Annotated in this window: 17 protein-coding genes and 1 riboswitch; of the genes, 11 read left to right on the top strand and 6 right to left on the bottom strand. The window is 42.6% G+C overall.

Annotated elements, in window-relative coordinates; all coding sequences use genetic code 11:
* Positions 1-379 precede the first annotated feature (379 nt).
* From R0K30_RS13205 to R0K30_RS13180, 6 genes are read left to right on the top strand one after another with little or no spacing between them, the layout of a single operon-like run.
* Positions 380-1,726, top strand: a complete 1,347-nt coding sequence (locus tag R0K30_RS13205; RefSeq protein WP_099728160.1) for an aspartate aminotransferase family protein — start codon at positions 380-382, stop codon at positions 1,724-1,726.
* Positions 1,713-3,209, top strand: a complete 1,497-nt coding sequence (locus R0K30_RS13200; RefSeq protein ID WP_230030929.1) for a pyridoxal phosphate-dependent decarboxylase family protein — start codon at positions 1,713-1,715, stop codon at positions 3,207-3,209. Before R0K30_RS13205 ends, R0K30_RS13200 begins: the two co-directional genes overlap by 14 nt.
* A complete protein-coding gene (locus tag R0K30_RS13195; RefSeq protein WP_410611154.1) occupies positions 3,206-4,987 on the top strand; it encodes an IucA/IucC family protein in 1,782 nt (593 codons plus the stop codon). Before R0K30_RS13200 ends, R0K30_RS13195 begins: the two co-directional genes overlap by 4 nt.
* Positions 4,984-5,538 (top strand): GNAT family N-acetyltransferase, encoded by a 555-nt coding sequence (locus R0K30_RS13190; protein WP_099728163.1) that lies wholly within the window; start codon positions 4,984-4,986, stop codon positions 5,536-5,538. The genes R0K30_RS13195 and R0K30_RS13190 overlap by 4 nt, the downstream gene beginning before the upstream one ends.
* Positions 5,513-6,862 (top strand): lysine N(6)-hydroxylase/L-ornithine N(5)-oxygenase family protein, encoded by a 1,350-nt coding sequence (locus tag R0K30_RS13185; RefSeq protein WP_099728164.1) that lies wholly within the window; start codon positions 5,513-5,515, stop codon positions 6,860-6,862. The genes R0K30_RS13190 and R0K30_RS13185 overlap by 26 nt, the downstream gene beginning before the upstream one ends.
* Before the next feature lie 13 nt (positions 6,863-6,875).
* The gene (locus tag R0K30_RS13180; protein ID WP_410611151.1) at positions 6,876-8,690 is read left to right on the top strand and encodes an IucA/IucC family protein; all 1,815 of its coding nucleotides are present in this window, start codon (positions 6,876-6,878) and stop codon (positions 8,688-8,690) included.
* 45 nt (positions 8,691-8,735) lie between these two features.
* Here R0K30_RS13180 and R0K30_RS13175 read toward each other — a convergent pair whose 3' ends face one another.
* From R0K30_RS13175 to R0K30_RS13155, 5 genes are all read right to left on the bottom strand, one after another.
* On the bottom strand, positions 8,736-9,593 hold the full coding sequence (locus R0K30_RS13175; RefSeq protein WP_099728861.1) for a GNAT family N-acetyltransferase: 858 nt from the start codon (positions 9,591-9,593) through the stop codon (positions 8,736-8,738).
* A gap of 299 nt (positions 9,594-9,892) precedes the next feature.
* Entirely contained in the window at positions 9,893-10,828 is a 936-nt protein-coding gene (locus tag R0K30_RS13170) for an anti protein (protein WP_410611149.1), read from the bottom strand.
* Between the two features lie 118 nt (positions 10,829-10,946).
* A complete protein-coding gene (gene metH, locus R0K30_RS13165; protein ID WP_410611147.1) occupies positions 10,947-14,375 on the bottom strand; it encodes a methionine synthase in 3,429 nt (1,142 codons plus the stop codon).
* Positions 14,359-16,200, bottom strand: a complete 1,842-nt coding sequence (locus R0K30_RS13160; protein WP_410611145.1) for a bifunctional homocysteine S-methyltransferase/methylenetetrahydrofolate reductase — start codon at positions 16,198-16,200, stop codon at positions 14,359-14,361. Before R0K30_RS13160 ends, metH begins: the two co-directional genes overlap by 17 nt.
* 78 nt (positions 16,201-16,278) lie before the next feature.
* A riboswitch (SAM riboswitch) is annotated at positions 16,279-16,397 on the bottom strand.
* A gap of 81 nt (positions 16,398-16,478) precedes the next feature.
* Positions 16,479-16,970: a YajQ family cyclic di-GMP-binding protein gene (locus R0K30_RS13155; protein WP_034324959.1), complete on the bottom strand. Its 492-nt coding sequence runs from the start codon at positions 16,968-16,970 to the stop codon at positions 16,479-16,481.
* A gap of 237 nt (positions 16,971-17,207) precedes the next feature.
* Here R0K30_RS13155 and R0K30_RS13150 point away from each other — a divergent pair, with 237 nt between their 5' ends.
* From R0K30_RS13150 to R0K30_RS13140, 3 genes are all read left to right on the top strand, one after another.
* Entirely contained in the window at positions 17,208-18,056 is an 849-nt protein-coding gene (locus R0K30_RS13150; protein ID WP_410611143.1) for a CvfB family protein, read from the top strand.
* A gap of 157 nt (positions 18,057-18,213) precedes the next feature.
* A complete protein-coding gene (locus R0K30_RS13145; protein ID WP_410611141.1) occupies positions 18,214-19,191 on the top strand; it encodes a BMP family lipoprotein in 978 nt (325 codons plus the stop codon).
* On the top strand, positions 19,188-20,837 hold the full coding sequence (locus R0K30_RS13140) for a methyl-accepting chemotaxis protein (RefSeq protein ID WP_410611139.1): 1,650 nt from the start codon (positions 19,188-19,190) through the stop codon (positions 20,835-20,837). The genes R0K30_RS13145 and R0K30_RS13140 overlap by 4 nt, the downstream gene beginning before the upstream one ends.
* Positions 20,838-20,877: 40 nt before the next feature.
* Here R0K30_RS13140 and R0K30_RS13135 read toward each other — a convergent pair whose 3' ends face one another.
* Positions 20,878-21,735 carry a DegV family protein gene (locus R0K30_RS13135; protein ID WP_099728296.1) on the bottom strand — a complete coding sequence of 286 codons (858 nt, stop codon included), beginning with the start codon at positions 21,733-21,735 and terminating at the stop codon, positions 20,878-20,880.
* 140 nt (positions 21,736-21,875) lie between these two features.
* On the opposite strand from R0K30_RS13135, the gene R0K30_RS13130 reads away from it, so the two are divergent.
* Together R0K30_RS13130 and R0K30_RS13125 are read left to right on the top strand one after the other, a co-directional pair.
* Positions 21,876-22,718 (top strand): YitT family protein, encoded by an 843-nt coding sequence (locus R0K30_RS13130; protein WP_410611137.1) that lies wholly within the window; start codon positions 21,876-21,878, stop codon positions 22,716-22,718.
* A gap of 14 nt (positions 22,719-22,732) precedes the next feature.
* On the top strand, positions 22,733-23,188 hold the full coding sequence (locus R0K30_RS13125) for a BsuPI-related putative proteinase inhibitor (RefSeq protein WP_410611135.1): 456 nt from the start codon (positions 22,733-22,735) through the stop codon (positions 23,186-23,188).
* Positions 23,189-23,315: the final 127 nt, after the last annotated feature.

The following is a 23,315-nucleotide window of genomic DNA, read 5'->3' as shown; positions in this document are numbered from 1 at the left end:
AGATCTCCCTCGATTCCCTTTCGTTTCAGAGAAATTATACCATTAAAACCATTTATATCAATAAAAATTGTGTTATTGCTTTTTTTCTACATTCATTTCATCCAGCTTTCTGTATAAAATAAGCACTCAGTGACGAGTAGAACAAAAGAACCAGGAAGAATGATTTGTCATTTTTTTCAACATTTTCACGATCAAGCGTTCATCTCCTTACGGCAGTAGATGTTTGTAAAAGATACACGAAAATACTCGTAAAAAAGAAAATATTGCATTCATATGATTTTCGAATCATCTTTTTGAATACAATTGACTTTCATATCGCATATCCTCTAGTCTAGTAAATGAAAATGATAATCTTTATCAATTGGAGGAGTGTTTTATTATGTCCATCAAAACCGTTTCTAAAAATCAGCAGTTTTTAGAGCAGCAAAATCAAAGAGAATCTAATGCAAGGTCTTACCCGAGACGGTTCCCATTAGCCATGCAAAAAGCCGAAGGTATGATCGTGACAGATGCGGATGGCAGAGAGTTTTATGACTGCCTGGCAGGCGCAGGAACACTTGCACTTGGTCACAATCATCCTGTTGTTATAGAAGCTATTGAACGTATGCTTCATGAAAAAAGACCATTGCATACGTTGGACATAACCTCAGAAATTAAAGAAGAATTTGTGAATGAGATTTTTTCTCACTTGCCAGAGGAGTTTGCAAAAAGAGCGAAAATCCAATTTTGTGGACCTACTGGTGGTGATGCGATAGAAGCAGCCATTAAATTAGTCAAGACAGCGACAGGAAATCGTTCGATTCTCTCCTTCCACGGGGCTTATCATGGTGCGACACATGGCACGATGTCATTAAGCGGCAACTTATCTCCAAAGGAAAGAGTGCAAGGTTTAATGCCAGATGTTCATTTCCTGCCTTATCCATATGAATACCGCTGCCCATTTGGGATTGGTGGTAAAGATTCGCACCGCATTTCCAGCTCTTATATTGAGCGTGTATTAAATGACCCTGAAAGCGGCATTCTTCCGCCTGCAGGTATGATCTTTGAAGCCGTGCAAGGCGAGGGCGGCTCAATACCAGCATCCATTGAATGGATGAAAGAAATGAGACGAATCACAAAAGAAAAAAGAATTCCGCTCATTATCGATGAGGTTCAATCAGGCATTGGCAGAACAGGGAAGATGTTTGCCTTTGAACATGCAGGAATAGTGCCAGATGTCATTGTATTATCAAAAGCAATTGGTGGAAGTCTGCCGCTTTCAGTTGTGATTTATGATAAAGACTTGGATCAATGGAATCCAGGAGCACATATTGGCACATTTAGAGGAAATCAAATGGCGATGGCTGCTGGAACCGCTACGCTGAAATTTATAAAAGAATCCAATCTGCTTGATCATGTAGACCAATTGGGTGATCGTATGCAGGCTCATCTAAAAGACATCCAAAAACAAGTGCCTGCACTCGGTGATGTACGTGGAAGAGGTTTAATGATTGGCGTTGAAGTCGTCAATCCAAATGAGAAACAGGATGTGGACGGAAGCTATCCAGCGAATCCAGAGCTAGCCAGTCTCATTCAAAAGAATTGCTTCGATAAAGGCTTAATTGTGGAGACAGGAGGCCGTTTCGGAAGTGTAATTCGGTTCTTACCACCATTGATCATGACAGAAGAACAGCTTGAAAAAGTCATCGCTATTTTTAAAGAGGCAGTTTACGATGCAATCAACTAAGCCTTCTGTTGATTCATTATTTATTAATCAAAGCCAGCTTGGGAGAGAGTCCTTCCAAGCGGCTCTCCATACATCCATCGACAGCTTACTGGCCCAGTGGCAAAAAGACACAGGACCGTACAGCGGAATATTGCCTGGGAAATTAGCGGCTAGTGTCGAATCGTTATTTCAATTTCAACCGTCTGGTGAATCAATTGATTCTGTCTTTCGAGATATAAAAGAACACCTTTTGCCTCATTTGGTTGATGTGTCACATCCTAAATGCTTGGCACATCTTCATTGCCCGCCCCTCATTCCTGCACTTGCAGCAGAGGTGATGGTAAGTTCCTTTAACCAATCGATGGATTCCTTTGACCAAAGCGGCATTGCTTCTTTGGTGGAGGAGGAAATCCTAAAGTGGCTGTGTGCGAAGTTTTCTTATGGAGATCTAGCAGATGGGACATTTACGAGCGGCGGAACCCAATCTAACTATATGGGACTGCTGCTTGCGAGAGATGCATTTTGCGAAAACACATGGCAATGGAATGTTCAGCAGAAAGGTTTACCGAGCGAAGCTCACCGTATGCGGATTCTCTGCTCTAAGAATGCTCATTTCACTGTGAAAAAATCAGCATCCCAGCTAGGTTTAGGGGAACAGGCAGTCGTACTGGTAGAGACCGATGAGCATCACCGAATGGACCTCAATGATTTGAAGCAGAAGCTGGTTGAGTTAAAGGAGCGTGATCTGCTGCCATTTGCGGTAGTGGCGACTTGCGGGACAACTGATTTTGGCAGTATTGATCCGGTTCGAGATGTGTATGACATCGTCAAGCCATACGGCCTGTGGATTCATGCAGATGCTGCATATGGCGGAGCACTTGTGTTAAGCGAAACCTACCGAAGTAAATTAGACGGTATTGAGCTTGCTGATTCGATCACGATCGACTTTCATAAACAATTTTATCAGCCGATCTCCTGCGGGGCATTTTTGCTAAAGGATAAAAGACATTTTGGTTTGATTGATTATCATGCAGATTATCTCAATCCAAAGGAAGATGAGCTGGAAGGAATTCTACATCTCGTGAATAAATCTGTCCAAACAACGCGCCGATTTGACGCACTGAAATTACTTCTCTCACTTCGTCTTATTGGAGAAGAAGGGTTTGGCGACATCATAGACCATACGATCCTTTTTGCGAAGGATGTGGCTGCGCTCATTGAAACAAATGCTCACCTTGAGGTGATCAATCCTGAGCCAGAGATCAATGCGGTTGTGTTTCGATTTATAGATGATCATCGAGAGGATGACATCAATAAGATCATTCACCGGACATTATTCCAAACAGGTACTGCTGTCGTTGCAAAAACAGTGGTTGATGGTCAAACATGCTTGAAATTCACTTTGTTAAATCCGAGAACGACAATCACACATATTGAGGAAATCCTTTCTGACATCATTGATATCGGGATCGCTCATATTCAATCCGGGAGGGTACTACGTTGAGTCAATATAAACAAATGGCTGAAAATGCAACCATGCAAAGCTTTTTAAACTGTTTTTTACGTGAAACAGGAATCGATCGATCTGCAAAAAAAGAGACCAAAGTAGATGGCTCACTTGTATTCGTGGCAAAACTAGCAAAGCAAGATCTTGAGCTTGTGATTCCGATCCGATATTTTTCACCTGTAGGCCGTCATCTATTTGATTTTCCGATTCGCTTTCGCCCGCAAGGTAGTGAAGAAGAAGGCACGATTGTCGATTACACAACACTTGTTGCTTTATGTTCTAAGGAGCTTCTCATTGAATATGGCCGGACAGATGCAGAGGATGAATTCATGCTTCGCATCATTTTAAGCTGCCGGAATATTGAACGATTCTTAAAAGAGAGAGAAAGTGATCGAACGGCTCTTTCTCAAGCTGATTTTGAGTATATTGAGGCGGAGCAGTCACTTCTCCTTGGACATTTAACGCATCCTACACCAAAGAGCAGACAGGGAATGACAGAAGAGGAGGAAGCGGTTTATTCTCCTGAGCTGAAAGGGTCTTTCCAGCTTCATTACTTTAAAGCGCACCATTCTATCGTGCTTCAGGATTCTTCTATTTCACAGTCTGCCGCAAACCTCATGCTAGAGGAGCTCTCACGCCAGGTGCCAGAAGAAAAAGAGAGACTGCATACATTAACAGAAGACGGAGAATATGTCCTCATTCCGATCCACCCGCTACAAGTCAAAGTGGTCATGGAGAAAGCGTTCGTAAAGCGTTATGTGGATGGAGGGAAACTGACTTATTTAGGGCCGCTAGGGTCTGAATACACAGCGACCTCTTCGTTTAGAACCGTTTATCAAAAGGACTCTGCTTACATGCTCAAATTCTCTGTTCCTGTGAAAATTACGAACTCCTTACGTGTGAACAAACAAAAGGAACTTGATCGCGGAGTTGAGATGTCTCGCATTTTAAAAACTGAATTGGGCGTTTCTTTATATGACAAATTCTCTGGATTCCGGGTGATTGAAGATCCAGCGTATCTATCCATTCAAGGAGATGAGGCTGAATCTGGCTTTGAAGTGGTCATTCGTCAAAATCCATTTTTGCATCATGAAAAAGGGGCAAGCTTAATTGCTGGGCTATGCCAGGATCATGCGTATGGAGGAAAATCGCGATTAGCAGGGATCATTCATGAACTTGCAGACGCAGAAGGCCGGTCAACGGAGGCTGTCAGCCAAGATTGGTTTAGACAATATTTAACCATTTCGTTAGAGCCGATGCTCTGGCTGTTTGAAACGTATGGTCTTGCGCTGGAAGCCCATCAGCAAAATGCTGTCGTACAGCTGAAGGCTGGTTATCCAGACACATTCTATTATCGTGATAACCAAGGCTACTATTATAGTGAATCGAAAAAGGATAAACTCGCAAATCTTGTCCAAAACTTGAGCGTCAGAAGTGAAACCATTTGTGCTGATGATGTTGCCGTTGAGAGACTGCGTTATTATTTCTTCTTTAATCATTTATTTGGTCTCATTAACGGCTTTGGCACAGAGGGGCTGGCAAAGGAAGAGGTTTTGCTGGCACTTGTTAGAGACACATTGCTCGCTCATGAAGAGAAATATGGTGCATCTGACCTGACAAACAGCCTTCTCCGCTCAAAGGAACTGCCTTCAAAAGCGAATTTGCTGACAAGGTTTGAAGATATGGATGAGCTGACGGGGTCTCTGGAAACACAGTCTCGATACACATCTGTATTGAATCCGCTCTTTTTACATAAGGAGGCGCTGATTGGATGAGGCATCGTATTAAGTTCATTCGCGCTGAATATGAAAGGGACGTCCGGCTTGTCCATAAGTGGATGCAAGAAGAGTACGTTCACCCATTTTGGCATTTGAATATTCCGTTTCCTGCTTTTGAAAAGCATTTTTATCAGGCGATTCATGATCCGCATCAGACCCTTTATTTAGGAACCATTGACGGGACGCCGATGAGTTATTTTGAGGCATACAACGTCAAAGGTGATGTGATTGAATCCTACTATCAGCCTTCTCCGCATGATCAAGGAATTCATCTGTTAATAGGGGAGCCAGATTATGTCGGAAAAGGATTTGCTGCGCCGCTGCTTCAGGCGATGACAGCATTTCAATTTGAGCAGAACAAAAGAACAGAAAAAATTGTTGCTGAACCGGATATTCGCAATGAAAAAATGATTCATGTATTTGAAAAATGCGGCTTTGAACGTGTAAAACCAGTTACTTTACCTGATAAAACAGGGCTTTTGATGTTTTGTGATCGAGATCGATTTGAAAGGAAGTATAACCATGACGTGGTTCAACAAGCAAAATAATGTAGTGGATGTAATTGGGATTGGCATTGGCCCATTTAACCTAGGGCTTGCCGCACTATCTGAAGAAGTAAATGAAATTGACGCTTTGTTTTTTGAAAGAAGTGAAGCCTTTCATTGGCATCCAGGTATGCTCATTGAAGGGACGACACTTCAAGTCCCATTTTTAGCGGACCTTGTCAGCATGGCAGATGTGAAAAGTAAATATAGCTTTCTCAACTATTTGCAGGAGCAAAACCGTTTGTATTCATTTTACTTCCTAGAGGACTTCCATATCCCGCGCAAGGAATACAGTCATTATTGCCGCTGGGTCGCTGACCAATTAGACTCTTGCCGGTTTGGTATGAATGTTGAATCTGTCTCATTGATCGAGAAGGCAGGAGAAAAGCGATATGAAGTGCATGTCCGTCATGTGAAAGATCAAACCGTAGAGGTGTTTGAAAGTAAGCACCTCGTCTTAGGAATTGGCACGCAGCCGGCGATACCAGCATCGCTCCAGCCAGCTTTAGGAGATAAGGTGTTTCATTCTGCTGACTATTTAAAACGCAAGAAAGAAGGCTGTTTCAAAGGAAAGTCTGTGACGGTCATCGGCTCTGGTCAAAGTGCGGCAGAAGTGTTTTATGACATTTTATCAGATGATGAGGCGAAGGATATTCACTGGTTCACACGGTCTAAAGGGTTTTTCCCAATGGAATATTCTAACCTTGGACTTGAGTATTTTTCTCCAGACTATATTGATTTCTTTTATGAGCTTCCGCAAACAAAAAAAGACGCGTTATTAAAGCAGCAAGACTTGCTGTATAAAGGCATCAGCTCTGCGATGATCCGTGATATTTATCACTTGCTTTATGAACGTTCTGCCTGCGGAGAACAGTTGAACACGGTGCTGCAAGCGATGACCGAGGTCAACTTGATTGAGGAAACAGCGGATGGCTTGTCGATTTCCTGCTCTCAATGGGTAAAAGAGGAATCCTTTACTCATGAGACGGATATTGTCGTCTTGGCGACTGGCTACCAATCGGTATTGCCGCCGTTCATTGATCCGATTGCCCACCACATTGAGTGGGATGATCAAGGACGATTCCAAGTTGAACGTGAATATCGCCTGAAAACAAACACAATGGGTGAAAATGATATTTTTGTGCAAAATGCAGAGCTTCATACACATGGGGTCGGCGCACCAGATTTAGGGCTTGGGGCTTACCGAAACAGTGTGATTATCAATGAACTTGCCCGAAAAACCGTGTATCCACTATATCAAAAGCACGTCTTCCAGACATTTGGTACACACAAGAACGCAAACACATTTGAAGAAATCAAAGGTTAAGGAGGATGAAGCGATGAGTGTACAAGATGAATTGAAAAAAGCGGTGAATCCTGCTGCTTGGAAAAAGGCAAACCAGCGAATGGTGGCAAAAATGCTGTCTGAATACATGTATGAGGACATGCTTCATCCCGTTCAGCTAGATCGTAAGGATGGCATCGCTCAATATGAATTAATCATTCATGAACATAAGAAATATCGCTATCTCGCAAAACCTCGTTTGTTTGATAGTTATGATACGATCGCTGAATCGATCGAGTGCTGTCAAGACGGGAAATGGACAAAGGATGTCAGTGCCATTGTGTTTTTACTGGACATCCAGCCGATCATTCCAATGTCTTCTGACACAACAGGCCATCTGATCAAAGAGCTTCATCATACCCTGCTCGCAGATGTTCATTTGCTGTCGAAAAAAGCACTTCGTGCGGATGAACTGACAGATACAGATTACGCCTGGATCGAAGGAGAAATGACAGGGCATCCTTGGATTGTGTATAACAAAGGGCGCATTGGATTCAGTTACGATGATTACTTAGCCTATGCACCTGAAAGGCAAGAAAGTGTGCAGCTGTCTTGGATTGCTGTTCACAAAGAACTTGCGACATTCCATGCGGTTGAACATGAAAACTATGAACAAGTGATCGCAAAAGAATTAGATGAAGTGACCATTCGTCAGTTTCACCGCGTCTTAAAGGATGAAGGGCTGAATGCGGCTGATTATTATATGATGCCTGTTCATAAGTGGCAGTGGACTCATATGATTATTCAGCATTTCCCAGAAGATTTGGCCATGCGCCGCATTGTGTATGTAGGAGAGGGGCTTGATCAATATATTCCGCAGCAGTCGATCAGAACCTTTACGAACATTTCAAATAAAGGTAAGCATCATATTAAACTGCCAATGAGTATTTTAAATACACTTGTGTACCGAGGACTTCCGTCAGAACGTACAGTCATCGCCCCTCGTATTACAGCGCATATTAAAGGGATTGCTGATCAAGACTCATTTTTATCTGACGTATGCCGCGTGATTTTACCAGGTGAGAATGCAAGTATCAATGTCGATCATCCATACTACAGCAAATTGTCTGGTGCGCCGTATCAATATCTTGAAATGCTCGGTGTGATTTTTAGAGAAAGCATTTATACGTACTTAGATGAAGGGGAGTGCCCTGTTACACTTGCGGCACTCACTTATGAGGATCATGAAGGAGAGCCGTATATTAAACAGCTCATTGAAAAATCAGGTCTCTCAGCAAAAGAATGGATGGCGAAATTTTTCCATGTCGTGATGCCGCCGCTGCTGCATTTTATGTATCAATACGGTACAGTCTTTTCACCGCACGGGCAAAATACGATTCTTGTGTTAAAAGATCATCGGCCGCATCGTTTGGCGATCAAAGATTTCGTTGACGATGTGAACATTAGTGATCAGCCGCTGCCTGAATTAGCTTCACTAGAAGGAGAGTTAAAAGAAGTGCTGCGCAGTGAGCCGCCGGAAGGTCTAGTACAATTTATCTTTACAGGATTGTTTATTTGTAACCTGCGTTACGTATCAAACGTGTTAGACAATCATCAGCTGTTAGATGAAACCACTCTTTGGCGCTTGCTTGCAGAAGAAATTCAGCATTATCAAGAGCAATTCCCGCAGCTAAAGGACCGTTTTGAATTATTTGATCTATTCCAGCCTCAGCTGACAAAGCTTTGCTTAAACCGTAATCGAATGATTGATTATGGCTATGGAGATGGAGACGACCGGCCGCATGCGTCAGAGCATGGGAAGGTCACAAATGCACTCGCTCATGTTCTTTCATCCGTTGGCGAGAAGTAAAAAAGAAAAGCTGTAGACATCCTTTGTCTACAGCTTTTTGGTTGTTTAAGAAAATGCTTGAGAAGCAAGGAAATAAAGAAGCGCCGGATCGTTTTGCTTTTCTTTTCCGCGAATCATCATAAAATGCGCTTTGTTTGTTTTCGTAAACCCTGCTTCTATAAGTGATGTATGCAGGCGCTCAGCTGTTTCCTCCTGCATATCTAAACGAATGGCACCAGAATAAGACGAGATGAGCGATTGGATGAGTGAAAGCGCCGTTTGTTCATCGTTTGCTGCAAGCGGGCCAATCATCAGATTGGCTGGCGTTTCGACGCCAAAGGCAAAGCCGGTTATTTCGTGATGTTCATCCTTTGCGATCAGCCGGAACGCTGCTCGTTCCATTCGTTTTTTTAAAAAGCTTGCTCGATTGGTGCCTGCACCTTTCTCGTCAAGTGCTTCAATGGACGGAAGGTGCGTTTCACCAGCAGGAGAAAGGTCGATCTTACCTGACACGCGAAGTGCCGAAGGGTTTGTTTTCTGTGCTTTGTATGTATGAATGTAACCGGCCGTGTGAAACCCGATCTTTTCGTAAACCGGCTGCCCCTGTGCAGTAGCCGTTAAAACGACAGGAACGCTCTGATCACTTTGACGAAGCAAGGTGTCAATCATTTTACGTGCAAGGCCTAAGCCGCGATGTGTCTCCGATACAATGACAGCCCCAATTGACGCGACTCTGTCATATTGGAAAAGTCCAGCACATGAGATCACTTGTCCGTCAGTTGTTGTAAAACCTGTAAAATGTCCATTTGTTAAAAGAGATGTGAGTTCTTCTGCATTGTAATCAGGCCAGTCTACTTCTTTTGACAATGCGATGAGATCTGGTATGTCACCAAGTGTTAATGATCGTTGAATAACGTTTGCCAATACTCGCAACCCCTTCTTAGCTGAATTGATCTATCTGTATCGTACCATAAGAAGTCATAAGAAAAAGGAAAAGGGGGCTCCTTTTCCTTTCAGCGTGTAGACAAACCCTCGCATTCGGTGTCAGTCCTGCGTGCCGGTGCTCACGAATCTCAAATTCGCTCCGCTCCGGTACTCGTCCTTCCTAGACTGCAAAGGTTTTCTATCACGCTGAACAGAAGACAAAGGGCTAAAATAAAGATCATTTTAGCCCTTTGTCAACAATCTGAAAGGAAAGGGAGATCCTTTTCCTTTTTGTCAGATTAATAATTCAGGTCACGGTTGTATTCATATTCAAAGGTGAGCTGCAAGTTTTTAATCGACACAACGCCCACTTTGATTAATCGTCCACCAATCAACTGAGGAACCTCTGTCGCATTGAAAGACACAAAAAAGCGATCTTTTGCCGGAACCTGACTTGTTCTATAAGAAGAGATGTCCACTTTTTGTCCATTCCAAGCTACGTTCACTGTCCCGCCTTTTAAGGAAGAAACGGTGAATACATAATTGTGTGCGTTTGTACTGCCTTTTTCAGCCTCTAAGGAAAGACCAGTCACAACGGCATCCTGAGGCAAGCTGCTTAAATCAAAAGAAGAATTTGGAGAACCGGATTCATTGAAGCTGTTAAGTGTGGCAGGTGATCCATATCGTTTGGTTGTGCCTTTTTCAATGCTTTTATCAAACACAATACGATACATGTTATCTTCTTCATTTAATAATCGTTTTGGTTTAACGGCTAGGTAGTAATCAGTGCTGGCGGCAATTTTCGGCATATGAATGATCTCGTTTTGGTTGTTTGTCCGCACAGAGGAAGACACAAGTGACCCGTTCTTATTGTAAAGGTAGAGGTCCAAATCATTTCCAGACTTCACATTCACGAGTTTAATAGAAAAGCGGCCATCTGCTCCATCAAATTTGGAGCTGGTGAAACGGTAAAAATCGATGTCATCCATAGAAGAGATACTGCCCTCATGATATAAATACGTTTTACTCAGATGAAGGGAATGCTGTAAGAATTGAGCTTTTTCCATCGTATCATTGTTTGCATAATCACTGTCAGGGTACAGGTGCTCTAATTCTTCTGTATAATATTTTGTTTGTTTCGTAGAGGCTTCACTTGCTTGTGCAGGTGATTGAAAGAGAGGTGTAGCGATGAAGAGGCCGGTAAGCAGTAAAATCCCCATTTTCTTTTTGAACATGACAAACATCTCCTTTTGAGTGAATGACTTTCATTTGTAATATCGGTAAATAAGAGTAAATATTGATATTTATCCCAATATTTATCAAAAAAGGACCTCCAATCACGGAGGTCCTGCATTAATGAACATTAAAATATCGAGCTTCAGGATGAGAAACGACGATCGCTGAAACAGATGCTTCAGGTTCCATCATGAAGCCTTCTGTCAGATAGATGCCGATTTTTTCAGGCTGAAGCAGGTGGAACAGCTTTTCTTGGTCTTCAAGATTTGGACACGCTGGATAGCCAAAGGAATAGCGCTGCCCTTGATATTTGGCCTGGTACCGCTTGTCCATTGTGAAATCGACTGGGTCAGGGAAGCCCCATTTGTCACGAATCACTTGGTGGGTTCTTTCAGCTAAGCCTTCTGCAAGCTCAAGCGCCAGTGCTTGGACAGCATGCATTTTTAAATAATCACCTTCTTGCTTAAATTGCTGCGCCACATCACGTATGCGCGCACCAGCTGTGACGGCAAATAAGGCGATATAATCTTTCTCATTTTCTTCGCTTTTCCGCACATAGTCTGAAATGGAGCGGTATGGAAGTTTCTCCTGTCTTGGAAATTGAAATGTTTCAATGATGCGATCAGGCGCTTCCGGATCATAAATATGCAGATCATTCTCGTTTGAACTGGCAGGGAAGAATTGATAAACAAATGCCGGTGCAAACCAGCCTTTCTCTCTGCCTTCCTGAAGAAGGTCTGTGACAAGCTGTTTTAGCTCCAATGCTTTTGGGTGCTGTTCAGCTAATAATGTTTTGACCTTTCCTTTTAAGCCGAGGTGATGACCAATAAGCATTTGCTCATTCACATAGGGCATAATATGATGCAAATCGATGTCACGCACATAATGGCGTTTTGTATTTTCTGGCGTGAAAACCGGCGCCTGCGGGAGTGCCGCGCGTTTTTCCAGTAATTCAATGACGGCTTTCGGCTGTTTCACTTCTTTCTCTTTGATAAGTGCCTCTTGTTCCGCTGAGGGCTTTGTTTGAAATTGAAGAGGGTTTGCTTTTAACTCATTGGCTAATGACAGGCCGTCCATTGCATCTTTTGCATAAAGGACGGGTCCGTCATAATGAGGCGAAATTTTCATCTTCGTAAATTTCCGTGAAAGAGCAGCACCGCCGACCAAAATGGGAACGGAGATGTTCGCTTTTTGTAAATCTTGAGCGGTCAGTACCATTTGCTGTGCTGACTTGACAAGTAATCCGGATAATCCGATCATATCTGGTTTTTCCTTTTGCACAGCTTCGATCAATGTTTGAGGTGTGACTTTGATCCCGAGATCGACCACTTGAAAGCCATTATTGCTCAAAATGATGTCGACAAGGTTTTTCCCGATATCATGGACATCTCCTTTAACCGTCGCAAGGAGAATCTTCCCTTTGCCGCTTGCATGCTGCTTTTCCATATATTGCTCAAGATACGAAACAGATGCTTTCATGACCTCTGCCGATTGAAGCACTTCAGCCACAATCAATTCGTTTTGATTAAAAAGACGTCCAACTTCAGCCATTCCCTGCATCAAGGGTCCATTGATGATATGAAGAGGTGATTCGAATTGGTCTAAGGCAAGGGACAGATCATCAATCAGCCCTTCTTTTGTTCCTTCGACGACGTATAACGCCAGCCTCTCATCAAGCGATAAGGAGACCTTTGGTTTTTTCTCCGTTTTCTTTTTCCCGCGGTAAAATTGGGTGAATTCGGCAAGGGTTTGATCATTTGTTTCATAAAGTAATGTTTCAGCTAGCTTGATTTCTTCCTTTGGAATCGAAGCGAAACGTTCAAGTTTTTCAGTATTAACGATTGCATAATCAAGTCCTGCTTGGACGCAGTGATACAAATAGACGGCATTCAAGATCTCTCTGCCAACAGGCGGGAGTCCGAAAGACACGTTACTAATGCCTAAAATCGTGAGACAATCAGGCAGTGTTTCCTTGATCATTTTGATGCCTTTGATCGTTTCTTCGGCAGCGCCAATATACTGCGCGTCTCCAGTGCCTACCGGAAAGACGAGTGGATCAAAAATGATGTCACTTGAGGGAATTCCATATTTCTTCGTTAAGAGATCATGAGAACGTACGGCAATCTCGAGCTTTCGTTCTGCTGTTACAGCCATCCCTGTTTCATCGATCGTCCCGACAACAAGTGCGCCGCCATATAGTTTCACAAGCGGAAGAATTTCTTCAAACCGTTCTTCGCCATCCTCGAGATTAATGGAATTGATGATGGCTTTCCCTTGGGAGTACGTGAGTGCCTTTTCAATCACGTGTTTATCCGTTGAATCAATGACAAAAGGAGCTTTGACTTTTTTCATGGCCTCTTGTAAAAAGCCTTCCATGTCTGCTGCCTCGTCACGGTCTGGATCAGCGAGACACACATCAATGACGTGAGCGCCATTTTTCACCTGTGCACGAGCAATTTCTGACGCTTCTTCAAACTTTTGTTCCGCAATCAGCCGTTTGAATTTCCGGGAGCCAATGACATTTGTCCGTTCACCTACAAAAAGCGGACGCATTGCTTCTTCATAAATAAGGGGGTCAATTCCTGATACGGTATGCTGTGACGATTCATGAACCATGCGGCGCGGCTGGAGCGAGCGCACTTCGTCTGATAATGCCTGAATATGTGCAGGTGTTGTTCCGCAGCAGCCCCCGACGATATTTAACCAGCCTTCCTGTGCGAAGGCGGCGATTTTTTTAGCAAGGGAAGCAGGGGATTCGTGATATTGTCCTTCTTCATCTGGGAGACCAGCATTTGGATAGCAGCTAACAGCTGACTTTGCGATGGAGGAGAGTGTGCGGATATGGTCTGTCATAAATTCTGGACCAGTTGCACAGTTTAGGCCAACGCTAATTGGTTTCATATGCTCAAGAGAGATATAAAAGGCTTCAATATCTTGACCGGCAAGGGTGGTGCCCATTGGTTCAATCGTACCTGATACCATGAGTGGTAATTGAATGCCGGTCGCGTTAAAGGCTTTCTGAATGCCCATGAATCCAGCTTTTACATTCAGCATGTCTTGGCTTGTTTCTAAAAGAAGGGCATCACATTTGCCATCAATGAGTGCGCGAGCCTGCTCTTCATAGTTTCTGGCGAGCTCTTCAAAGGTTGTGCCGCCTGTCACAGATAATGTTTTAGTTGTAGGTCCCATTGCGCCTACAACAAAACGAGGCCACTCCGGTGTGGAGAAACGATCTGCTTCATTCTTTGCCAGCTGAGCAGCTCGTACGTTGAGTTCATAGGCGAGATGGCCAAGCCCATATTCATCAAGGACGAGCTTTGTAGCGCCGAACGTATTCGTTTCAATGAAATCCGCACTTGCTTCAAGATATTCCCGGTGGATTGTGGAGATGATGTGAGGGGCTGTCATGTTCAAATATTCGTTACAGCCCTCATACTCTTCTCCGCCAAAGTCCTCTGCTGTGAGATTGGCGTTTTGAATCATTGTGCCCATTGCACCATCAAGGACAAGGATGCGTTTCTTGAGCTGTTCAGTGATAGTTGACATGTACGTTTGGCTCCTTTTCTTTCTGATGGATGTAGGTTGTCAGTTCTGCTGTTAAATCTGATCGAAGGAAAGGGGTAATTAAATAAATGCCATTAAACAATTCGCAGGCCGTATCTAATAAAGACCGGGCAATCGCTAAGCCTTCTATTCGCTGCTTTTCCTTATCCTCGCCTGCTTTGGCCATGATGTCACGAATCGAATCAGACAATTTGATGCCCGGAATTTCATGGTGAATAAACTCTGCATTTCGGCTGCTTGTTAACGGCATAATGCCGATGTAAATCGGTTTATCCAAATGACGGCTTTCCTCATGAATTTTCACTAGCTGTTCCTCTGAATAAACAGGCTGTGAGATGAAATAATCAGCCCCGTATTCTATTTTTTTCTCAAGACGTTTTACTGCTTTATCAATATGACGTACATTTGGATTAAACGCGCCAGCCACTGAAAAATTGGTCTTTTTACCAAGCGGCTTCCCTGAGAAAGAAAGTCCTTCGTTAAACTGTTTGATGAGACGGATCAAATCAAAGGAGGTTAAATCATAAACAGATGTTGCACCTGGGAAGTCACCAATTTTAGACGGGTCGCCTGTAATGGCTAAAATATCGGTTAATCCGAGAGTGTCGAGTCCCATCAAATGGGATTGTAGCCCAATTAAATTACGATCACGACACGTGATATGGACAAGTGAACGCATATCAAGCTGCTGTTTCAATAATGCACCGCAAGCCACATTGCTAATGCGCGGAGTCGCAAGAGAATTATCAGCTAACGTCAGGGCATCAATGCCTGCACTCTTTAATTCATTTGCTGCGACAAGGAATTTTTCAAAGTTCAGCTTCTTTGGCGGGTCCAGCTCTACGATAATCGATCGTTTTTTAACAGCCAGCTCGTCAAGACCAGGTTCAGTGCGCTGGTCTTGGATCGAAATGATTTCTTCTTTTAATACTTTCACTTCTTTTTCAGTGATCGGTGCTAAATCTTTAACTGCTTCAGCCATTGCGTTAATATGCTGAGGCGTCGTTCCGCAGCAGCCTCCGATAATGCGTGCGCCTTGATTTCTAAACTCTAGTGCACTTTTTCGGAAATAATCATTATCTGTATCATAGACGAGTCTGCCTTCTTCAAGAGACGGGAGACTGCTGTTAGGATAGACAGATAAATGAGAATTTTCCAAAATCGGAACGCCTTCGAGTGCCTGAATCATATGATAAGGGCCCAGCCTGCAGTTGATCCCAACGACATCAGCGCCAAGAGAGGATAATTCAGATAAACCGTCCTTCAGCGGTGTACCGTCCTGCAAAACACCTTGCTCGTGCATGGATACGTTCATGACAATCGGGAGAGTCGTTTCTTTGCGCGCAATTTCGAGAACGGCCTTCGCCTCTTCCATATCATAATACGTTTCAAGCAATAATCCGTCAGGCTGTTCATTTAATAGGATGTACAGCTGCTCTCTAAAGCTTCGTTTGATCTCGTCTATCGAGTAGGCATTTTTGTTAAACGTTCGAATGCCGCCAATCGTTCCGAGTACATAAGCTGAGCCAGCGGCAGCTTTTGCAATTTGTACCGCTTTTGTATTGATGCGTTTTGTTTCTTCCTCTAAGCCGTAGCGGGATAGTTTAATATAATTCGCACCGTACGTGTTCGTTTGGATGATGTCAGCTCCAGCCTGCACATACGCCTCATGCACTCTTTTCACTTCATCTTCTTTTGATAAATTTAGTTCTTCAAAGCACCGGTCAATGCCGTAAGAGTATAAAAGTGTTCCCATTGCTCCGTCAGCAATCAATACGCGATTTTGTAAGTCTTGTAATAGGCCCATTGTATTCCTCCTTATTTCTATGTAACAAAAAAAGCCTTCTGATAAGAAGAAGACTTTTTGGCTGTATCGTAATTCTTCTCCTTATCTTCCAAGCAGTTGCTTGCTGGATTTAGCACCTTGGTCATAGAAAATACATTTCTACTACACCGGTTGCTGAGGCTTCACAGGGCCAGTCCCTCTGCCTCTCTTGATAAGAAAGCGATATGAACATGTCAATGAATTGAACTTCCATCAACTGTAACGAAAAAATCGAAAATAATCAATGGAAAATTTAAAATTTATCGAAAATTTATAAATTGGACGTCAATCGGCAAATCTGCTTTGCGCATGAGTGAAATGACCTCTTGTAAATCATCTTTATTTTTCCCTGTTACACGCACTTGGTCATCCTGAAACTGCGACTTCACTTTGATCCCAGATTGCTTAATGAGTGCGTTGATCTTTTTGGCATTGTCTTTATCGATACCGCTAATCAGCTTGGCACGCTGGCGTACTGTTCCGCCTAGGGCATGTTCGGTTTTTCCGTAGTCGATGTTTTTAGTTGGTACATTTCGTTTAATCAGCTTTGTCACAAGCACATCTTTTAGCTGTTCAAGCTTGAAGTCATCATCTGAGATGAGAACGAGCTCTTCTTTTTCAAGTGAAATATCACTTTTACTTCCTTTAAAATCATAACGATTTTTAATTTCTTTTAGCGCTGCTTGAATGGCGTTTTGCACCTCTGGCAGTTCCACCTTCGATACAATATCAAATGAACTTTCTTTTGCCATAACACATGACCTCCAAGTATAGATATTGCGTCTATTTTATCATGCAAACAGGGCAAGAAGAAGCTTTATCATATAGACAAATCAAAGAGTTCAGCCGCTTGCGGTATAAATCAAGGGAAGTTTGTCCACTTTAGCTAACAGAACTAGAGATGTTCATGTTGAAAGAAGTATAGTAGAATAAAGTGAATCAAAAGATGAACGAACGCTCTTTTATGGGCAGATAGGAAGGAAGAGAACATGAGACCAGGTGAGCAATTGACCTTGCAAATAGAGAACGAGATGGAGTACGGCTACTTTTTGACAGATGGTGAAGATTCTGTCCTCTTGCACCGCAGTGAGATGACAGAGGATATTGATGACAGGGATGAAGTAGAGGTCTACTTATATGTAGATCATGAAGAAAGACTAGCAGCTACGATGAAAATACCTACAATTAATGCACATACATATGGCTGGGTAGAAGTCGTAGACGTTGTAGAAGACATGGGCGCATTTGTCGATGTCGGGCTATCAAAGGATGCACTTGTTGCAACAGAACACCTCCCGCCTTTTGAGGAAGCATGGCCGAAAAAAGGAGACAAACTCTACTGTATGCTGAAAGTCACAAGCTACGGTAGAATGTTCGCAAAGACAGCCACTGAGGATGTGATCAGTGAATTGTTCACTGAGGCGCCAGAAACCTTAATGAACAAAGAAATCACTGGGACAATTTATCGCTTAATTGCGACAGGCTCTTTTATGCTGACAGATACAGGGGTGAGGGGATTTATCCACCGCACAGAACGAAAGGAAGAACCAAGATTAGGATCGGAAGTGACAGGCCGCGTCATTGCGGTGAAAGAGGATGGAACCGTGAACGTTTCTTTGCTTCCTAGAAAGCAGGACGCGTTATCTGTTGATGCAGAAGAAATTTTAACCTATATGAGAACGAGAAATGGCGCCATGCCTTACTGGGATAAAAGTGATCCAGAAGATATTCGTGAACGATTTCAAATGAGCAAGGCGGCCTTTAAACGCGCATTAGGTCATCTGATGAAAAATGATCTAGTCTATCAAGAAGAAGGCTGGACCTACGAGAAAAAGTGAGCATTTGCTCACTTTTTTTATTTTTGTCATAAATAATGGTTTTTTTCAGTGAAAAAAGTCATGAAAAAAGCTGAAAAACCTTCCCTTTATCATTGAAACAACGCCACTCAAATCCGATAAGAAAGGAGTAAGGATGATAAAAGGAGTGTGTTTTTGGATGAAAGTGAAGGTGTCAATACTTCTGATGGCAGCCATGCTCATGGTACTCGCCTCATGCAGCAATCAACAGGGAGGACCACCGAAGTCAAATGTGAAGCATATTGGCGTCATGCTGACAGACGATGGTCTTGGTGATCAATCATTTAACGATTCATCATTTAAAGGTTTAGAAAAAGCACGTGACGGGCTTGGCATTGAATTTGATTATAGAGAAATTGCAGAAACGGATACATACGAAAAAGGACTGGCAGAGCTCGTAAAAGATGGCAATGACCTGATCATCGGTGTAGGCTTCAGTATGCAAGAAGACTTAGAAAAAGTCGCAAAAAAATATCCAAAGAAGCAATTCTTGCTGATTGATGCCGTATCTGAGCTGAAAAATGTGACCTCCGTGACGTTTAAAGAAGAGCAAGGCAGCTATTTAGCAGGGGCACTTGCTGCCATGACAACGAAAAGTGATGTCATTGGATTTGTTGGCGGCGTCGATGCGGATGTCATTCATCGTTTTGAAAAAGGATTTCAAAAAGGTGCCAAATCTGTGAATCCGAAAATCAATATCTTATCCACCTATTCAGGTACATTTAGCGACGCAGGCAAAGGTAGTAAAATTGCCAAAGAAATGATCAAAAAGAAAGCAGATGTTTTATATGCCGCAGCCGGCTATACGGGTGTTGGTGTATTAAAAGAAGCACAATCACAAGGCAAATATGCAATTGGCGTAGACAGCGATCAGTACTATACGGCTGAAAAAGCTGTGATTTCATCCATGGTCAAAAAAGTCGATGAAGTGGTCTATCAATTCAGCGAACAGCTCGTAAAGAACAATCAAATCAAAAGTGGGCATATCGTCTATGACTTAAGCAATGACGGAATCGATATGGCCAGAATCCGGGTGCTCAAGGATGCTGAGAAATTGACCAAAAAATTAAATGGACTGAAGCAGACGCTTCTGAAAGAAGAGGGGGCAGCATCATGAGCTTACGTGTCAAAATCTTGCTCAACTCACTCATCTCACTTCTTTTAGCGGTTGGTGTCATCGCCTTTATCATTGTCAGCATGACAAAGATCCAATCATCGAATGAAACAGAAGTTCAAACCTTACTAAACGTACAAAAAACGAAGGCGAGCTTTGAAAGTGTCGAACAAGCCATGACCAATTATTCCATGACACTTTCAGATGAACAGCTAGAGGTCGTTCAAACCGATATCTCTACAGCAAAAAAACAACTCCAAACGTTAAACAAAAACGCAGGGAATATGAACAAAGAAACATTAACGAGGTTAAATTCAAAGTTTGACACGTGGACCAAGGAAGCGAACAATGCCATTGGTGAAAAAAATGCTTCTGATGCAAGACGTGTGGCAGCAAGAATTGATGGTGTCTTAAACGACGTGCATACGATGAATAAAAGAGCACAAGAAGCGTATGAACAAAATCAAGAGAATGCAGCAGAAAATGTGCAGTGGATCATCACAAGTGCGTTAGTCGCAGCCCTCACACTGATTGTCATCGCCGTCTTTTTAAATATTGGTTTAACGAGATCCATCGTGACACCAATCAAATCACTCTCCTACCGGGCAAAACAGATTGCAGCAGGAAACCTTGCTGTGGAGCGGATGGACATCCGGCGTAAGGATGAAATCGGCGGCTTAAATGAATCATTCAATCAAATGACAGATCAGCTGATTAGTCTGATTAAAGAAATCAGCAATGTCTCAAGTCAAGTGGAGACATTCTCGATCCAGTTAGATGATGAAAACAAAAAGCTGATGGAATCTGCAAATCAAGTATCTGTCTCGACAGACGAAATGGCAAATGGGTCACAAGCCATTTCAGAGGATCTCCAGCATGGCGTTAGCTTGATTGAAAAGATGGATCAGCATGGACGTAAAAATTCCGAACGTTCACAAACAGTCATCCAAAGTACAGAGGATGCGATAGAAGCAGTGGAAAGTGGAAAGCACACGTTAACAGAAACAAAAACGGCGATTGAAAAAAATACACATGCCACAAGGCAAATCGAGCAGTCGGCAGGAGAATTCACGCAATATGCTAGCGGGATCTCGGCTATGGCCAAAACAGTTTCTGACATTGCGGATCAGACAAACTTACTTTCGCTAAATGCGGCGATCGAAGCGGCAAGAGCAGGTGAGGCTGGAAAAGGCTTTGCCGTTGTAGCAGATGAAATTCGTAAGCTTGCCGACGAATCATCTAACGCTACAAGACAAATCTTTGATATGGTCAGTCATATTGAAAGAGGCATTCAATCCATTAGTCAAACTGTCAAAGAAGGGGTCAAGCTTTCTCTTCAGCAGCAGGATGCGATGGACAAAACCTCACACTCCTTTGAAGATATAGAAACAAAAGCACAGCATATTAAAGAAGAAATGGCATGTTTAAATGACCAAATTATTCAATCGACAGAGCTTGGCGGACAAGTGCTGCACTCGATTGAAAATATGAGTGCGGTTGTAGAAGAAACAGCAGCAGGCAGTGAAGAAATTTCTGCCTCGGCCAATGAACAGCTGCAATCGTTCCATCAAATGAACAAACAGGTAGAAGAACTGATGAGTATGACGGCTAGGTTAAATGAAACCGTTCATCGATTTAAACTTTCATAAGAAAAGCACCCTTCCCTATATGTTGAGGGAAGGGTGCTTTTTATGATGGTTTGCCTGTAAAGAAGATCGCAAGCGTGCTAGGACCTGAATGGGACCCGACAGCAGCACCGATGATATGAATATCTATTTCTTTTGGGTGGAATTCGGTTTCGATCAATTGTCTCATGTCTTCTGCAAGTGCAGGATCATCTCCATGACTAATGCCAACCGTTTGGTTCGACCAGTCCGTTCCGCGCTCTTTCATCAATTCAATAATGCGTTTCAGCAGTTTTTTACGTCCGCGAATTTTTTCAAGTGGTATCAGTTTTCCATCCTCGACGTGTAAAATGGGTTTAATGCTTAATAAACCGCCAACAAATGCAGAAGCTTTACTGATTCTTCCGCCTCTTGCTAAATACGATAAATCGTCTACAGTAAAAATATGTTGTAAAGATTCACAAAAATGCTTTACAGACGTTTCAATTTCTTGTATTGTATTTCCGTCAATGGCAAGTGATTGTGCGTGTTTAACAGCAAGTCCATAGCCAAGTGAAGCACATTTAGAATCAATGATTCGTAAATCGAAATCAGGGTATTCTTCCTTCACTTCGTTTGCCATCATCACAGCTGTTTGGTATGTACCTGAAAGCTCTGATGAAAAGGCGACATAGATGGCGGACGTATGGGTTTGTGCAACAGAAACAAAGGCTTCCTTGATTCGGTTTGGTGAAGCTTGTGACGTTTTTGGACTTGCGCCTTGTCTCATCGCATCAAATACTTGTTTTGGTTCAATGGTGATCAAATCCTCAAATTCCTGCTCGCCAAGTAACACACGCAGCGGAATGAGTGTCATGTTATGTTCATCATAATATGAAAGAGGCAGATCAGCAGCACTGTCTGCTATGATATGAACAGTCATCAAAATCCCTTCTTTCTAAAAAAAATCAGCCATATTTTACATCTTTTTAGCCTAACTATATCATAGAAATCAACTTTTCGTGTTCAAATTCTAAATTTTAGGGAAAACCATAGAGAGAATGGTAGTGGAGGAATGACAACATGTTCATTGGAGAAGCAAAAAAACTCATTGTCGTCGTCATTGGTGCATTACTCAATGCGATTGGACTGAATTTATTCTTAATCCCAGCTGACGTATATGCGAGCGGTTTTACAGGGGTAGCGCAGCTGTTATCCAGTTTAATCGATCAATATGCGCCATTTTATTTATCAACAGGGATCCTATTATTTATTTTAAACATTCCAGTCGGCATTTTAGGCTGGATGAAGGTTGGCCGTTCCTTTACTTTGTATAGCATTATCAGTGTTGCACTGACGACCATTTTCCTTGGGATTTTACCAGAGACGAGCGTTTCTGAAGATATTTTATTAAATGCTGTGTTTGGCGGTGTGATTTCTGCACTTGGGATTGGAATCACGCTGAAATACGGGGCATCAACCGGCGGTCTCGATATCCTTGCGATGATTTTAGTAAAATGGAAGGATAAACCAGTCGGAACGTATTTCTTCATTTTAAACGGAATCATCATTTTTACAGCAGGATTATTACAAGGTTGGGAGAAAGCATTATATACCCTTGTCACATTATATGTGACCACTAGGGTCATTGATGCCATCCATACAAGACACGAGAAGCTGACGGCGATGATTGTGACGAAGAAAGCAGATGAAATCAAAGAAGCTATTTATGGAAAAATGGTCAGAGGCATTACGACTGTACCAGCGAAAGGCGCGTTTACCAACGAGCAAAAAGAAATGATGGTGGTTGTTATTACAAGGTATGAGCTGTATGAACTTGAACAAATTATTAAAGAAGTCGATCCAAAAGCCTTTACGAATATTGTTCAAACAACCAATATTCTTGGATTTTTCAGACGAGATTAAAAGGTGGGTAGAAGATGAAAAAAGGTGTGGTGCTTCTTCTCGTTCTATTGGTTTTAGCAGCTTGTGGACAACAAAAAAAGGATGAACCAAACAAGGAGGTATCCGGTCAAATGGGAGAGAAAACGGTTGTACTCACAGTAGACCCCGTCCAAAAAGGTTCTTTGGTTCAATTTAACATGTCACTGAAAAATGAATCAGATCGAGATATTGAATTTACATTTAACACAAGCCAGAAATTCGAGCTAAGTGTGTATGACGAAAACGGGAATGAACAATACCGCTATTCGAAAGACCGAATGTTCACACAGGCCATCCAATCCTTTGTGCTGAAGAAAGATGAGGCGTATGATTTTCAAGATACGTGGTCAAACGGTGTGGAGCCGGGAACGTATGAAGCGGTCGTCACATTTAAAGGAAAAGCAGAAGGGCTTAAGCAAATCACGGAAAAGAAAACATTCCATGTGAAATAAGTGCTTCCTGCTTCATGAGAAACAGAAAAAGCTGTCCAGATAGTGGACAGCTCAGCTTGTAGACAAAGTCTACAAGCTTTTTTGTATAATAAGGGTAATAACACGACTCTGTGGGGGATGAACATGT

It is taken from the genome of Bacillus sp. SIMBA_154, from assembly GCF_046536015.1.
Lineage (GTDB): Bacteria > Bacillota > Bacilli > Bacillales > Bacillaceae > Bacillus > Bacillus pumilus_P.
Note: the sequence above shows the minus strand (reverse complement) of the source record. Positions and strands in the feature narration are given on the sequence as shown.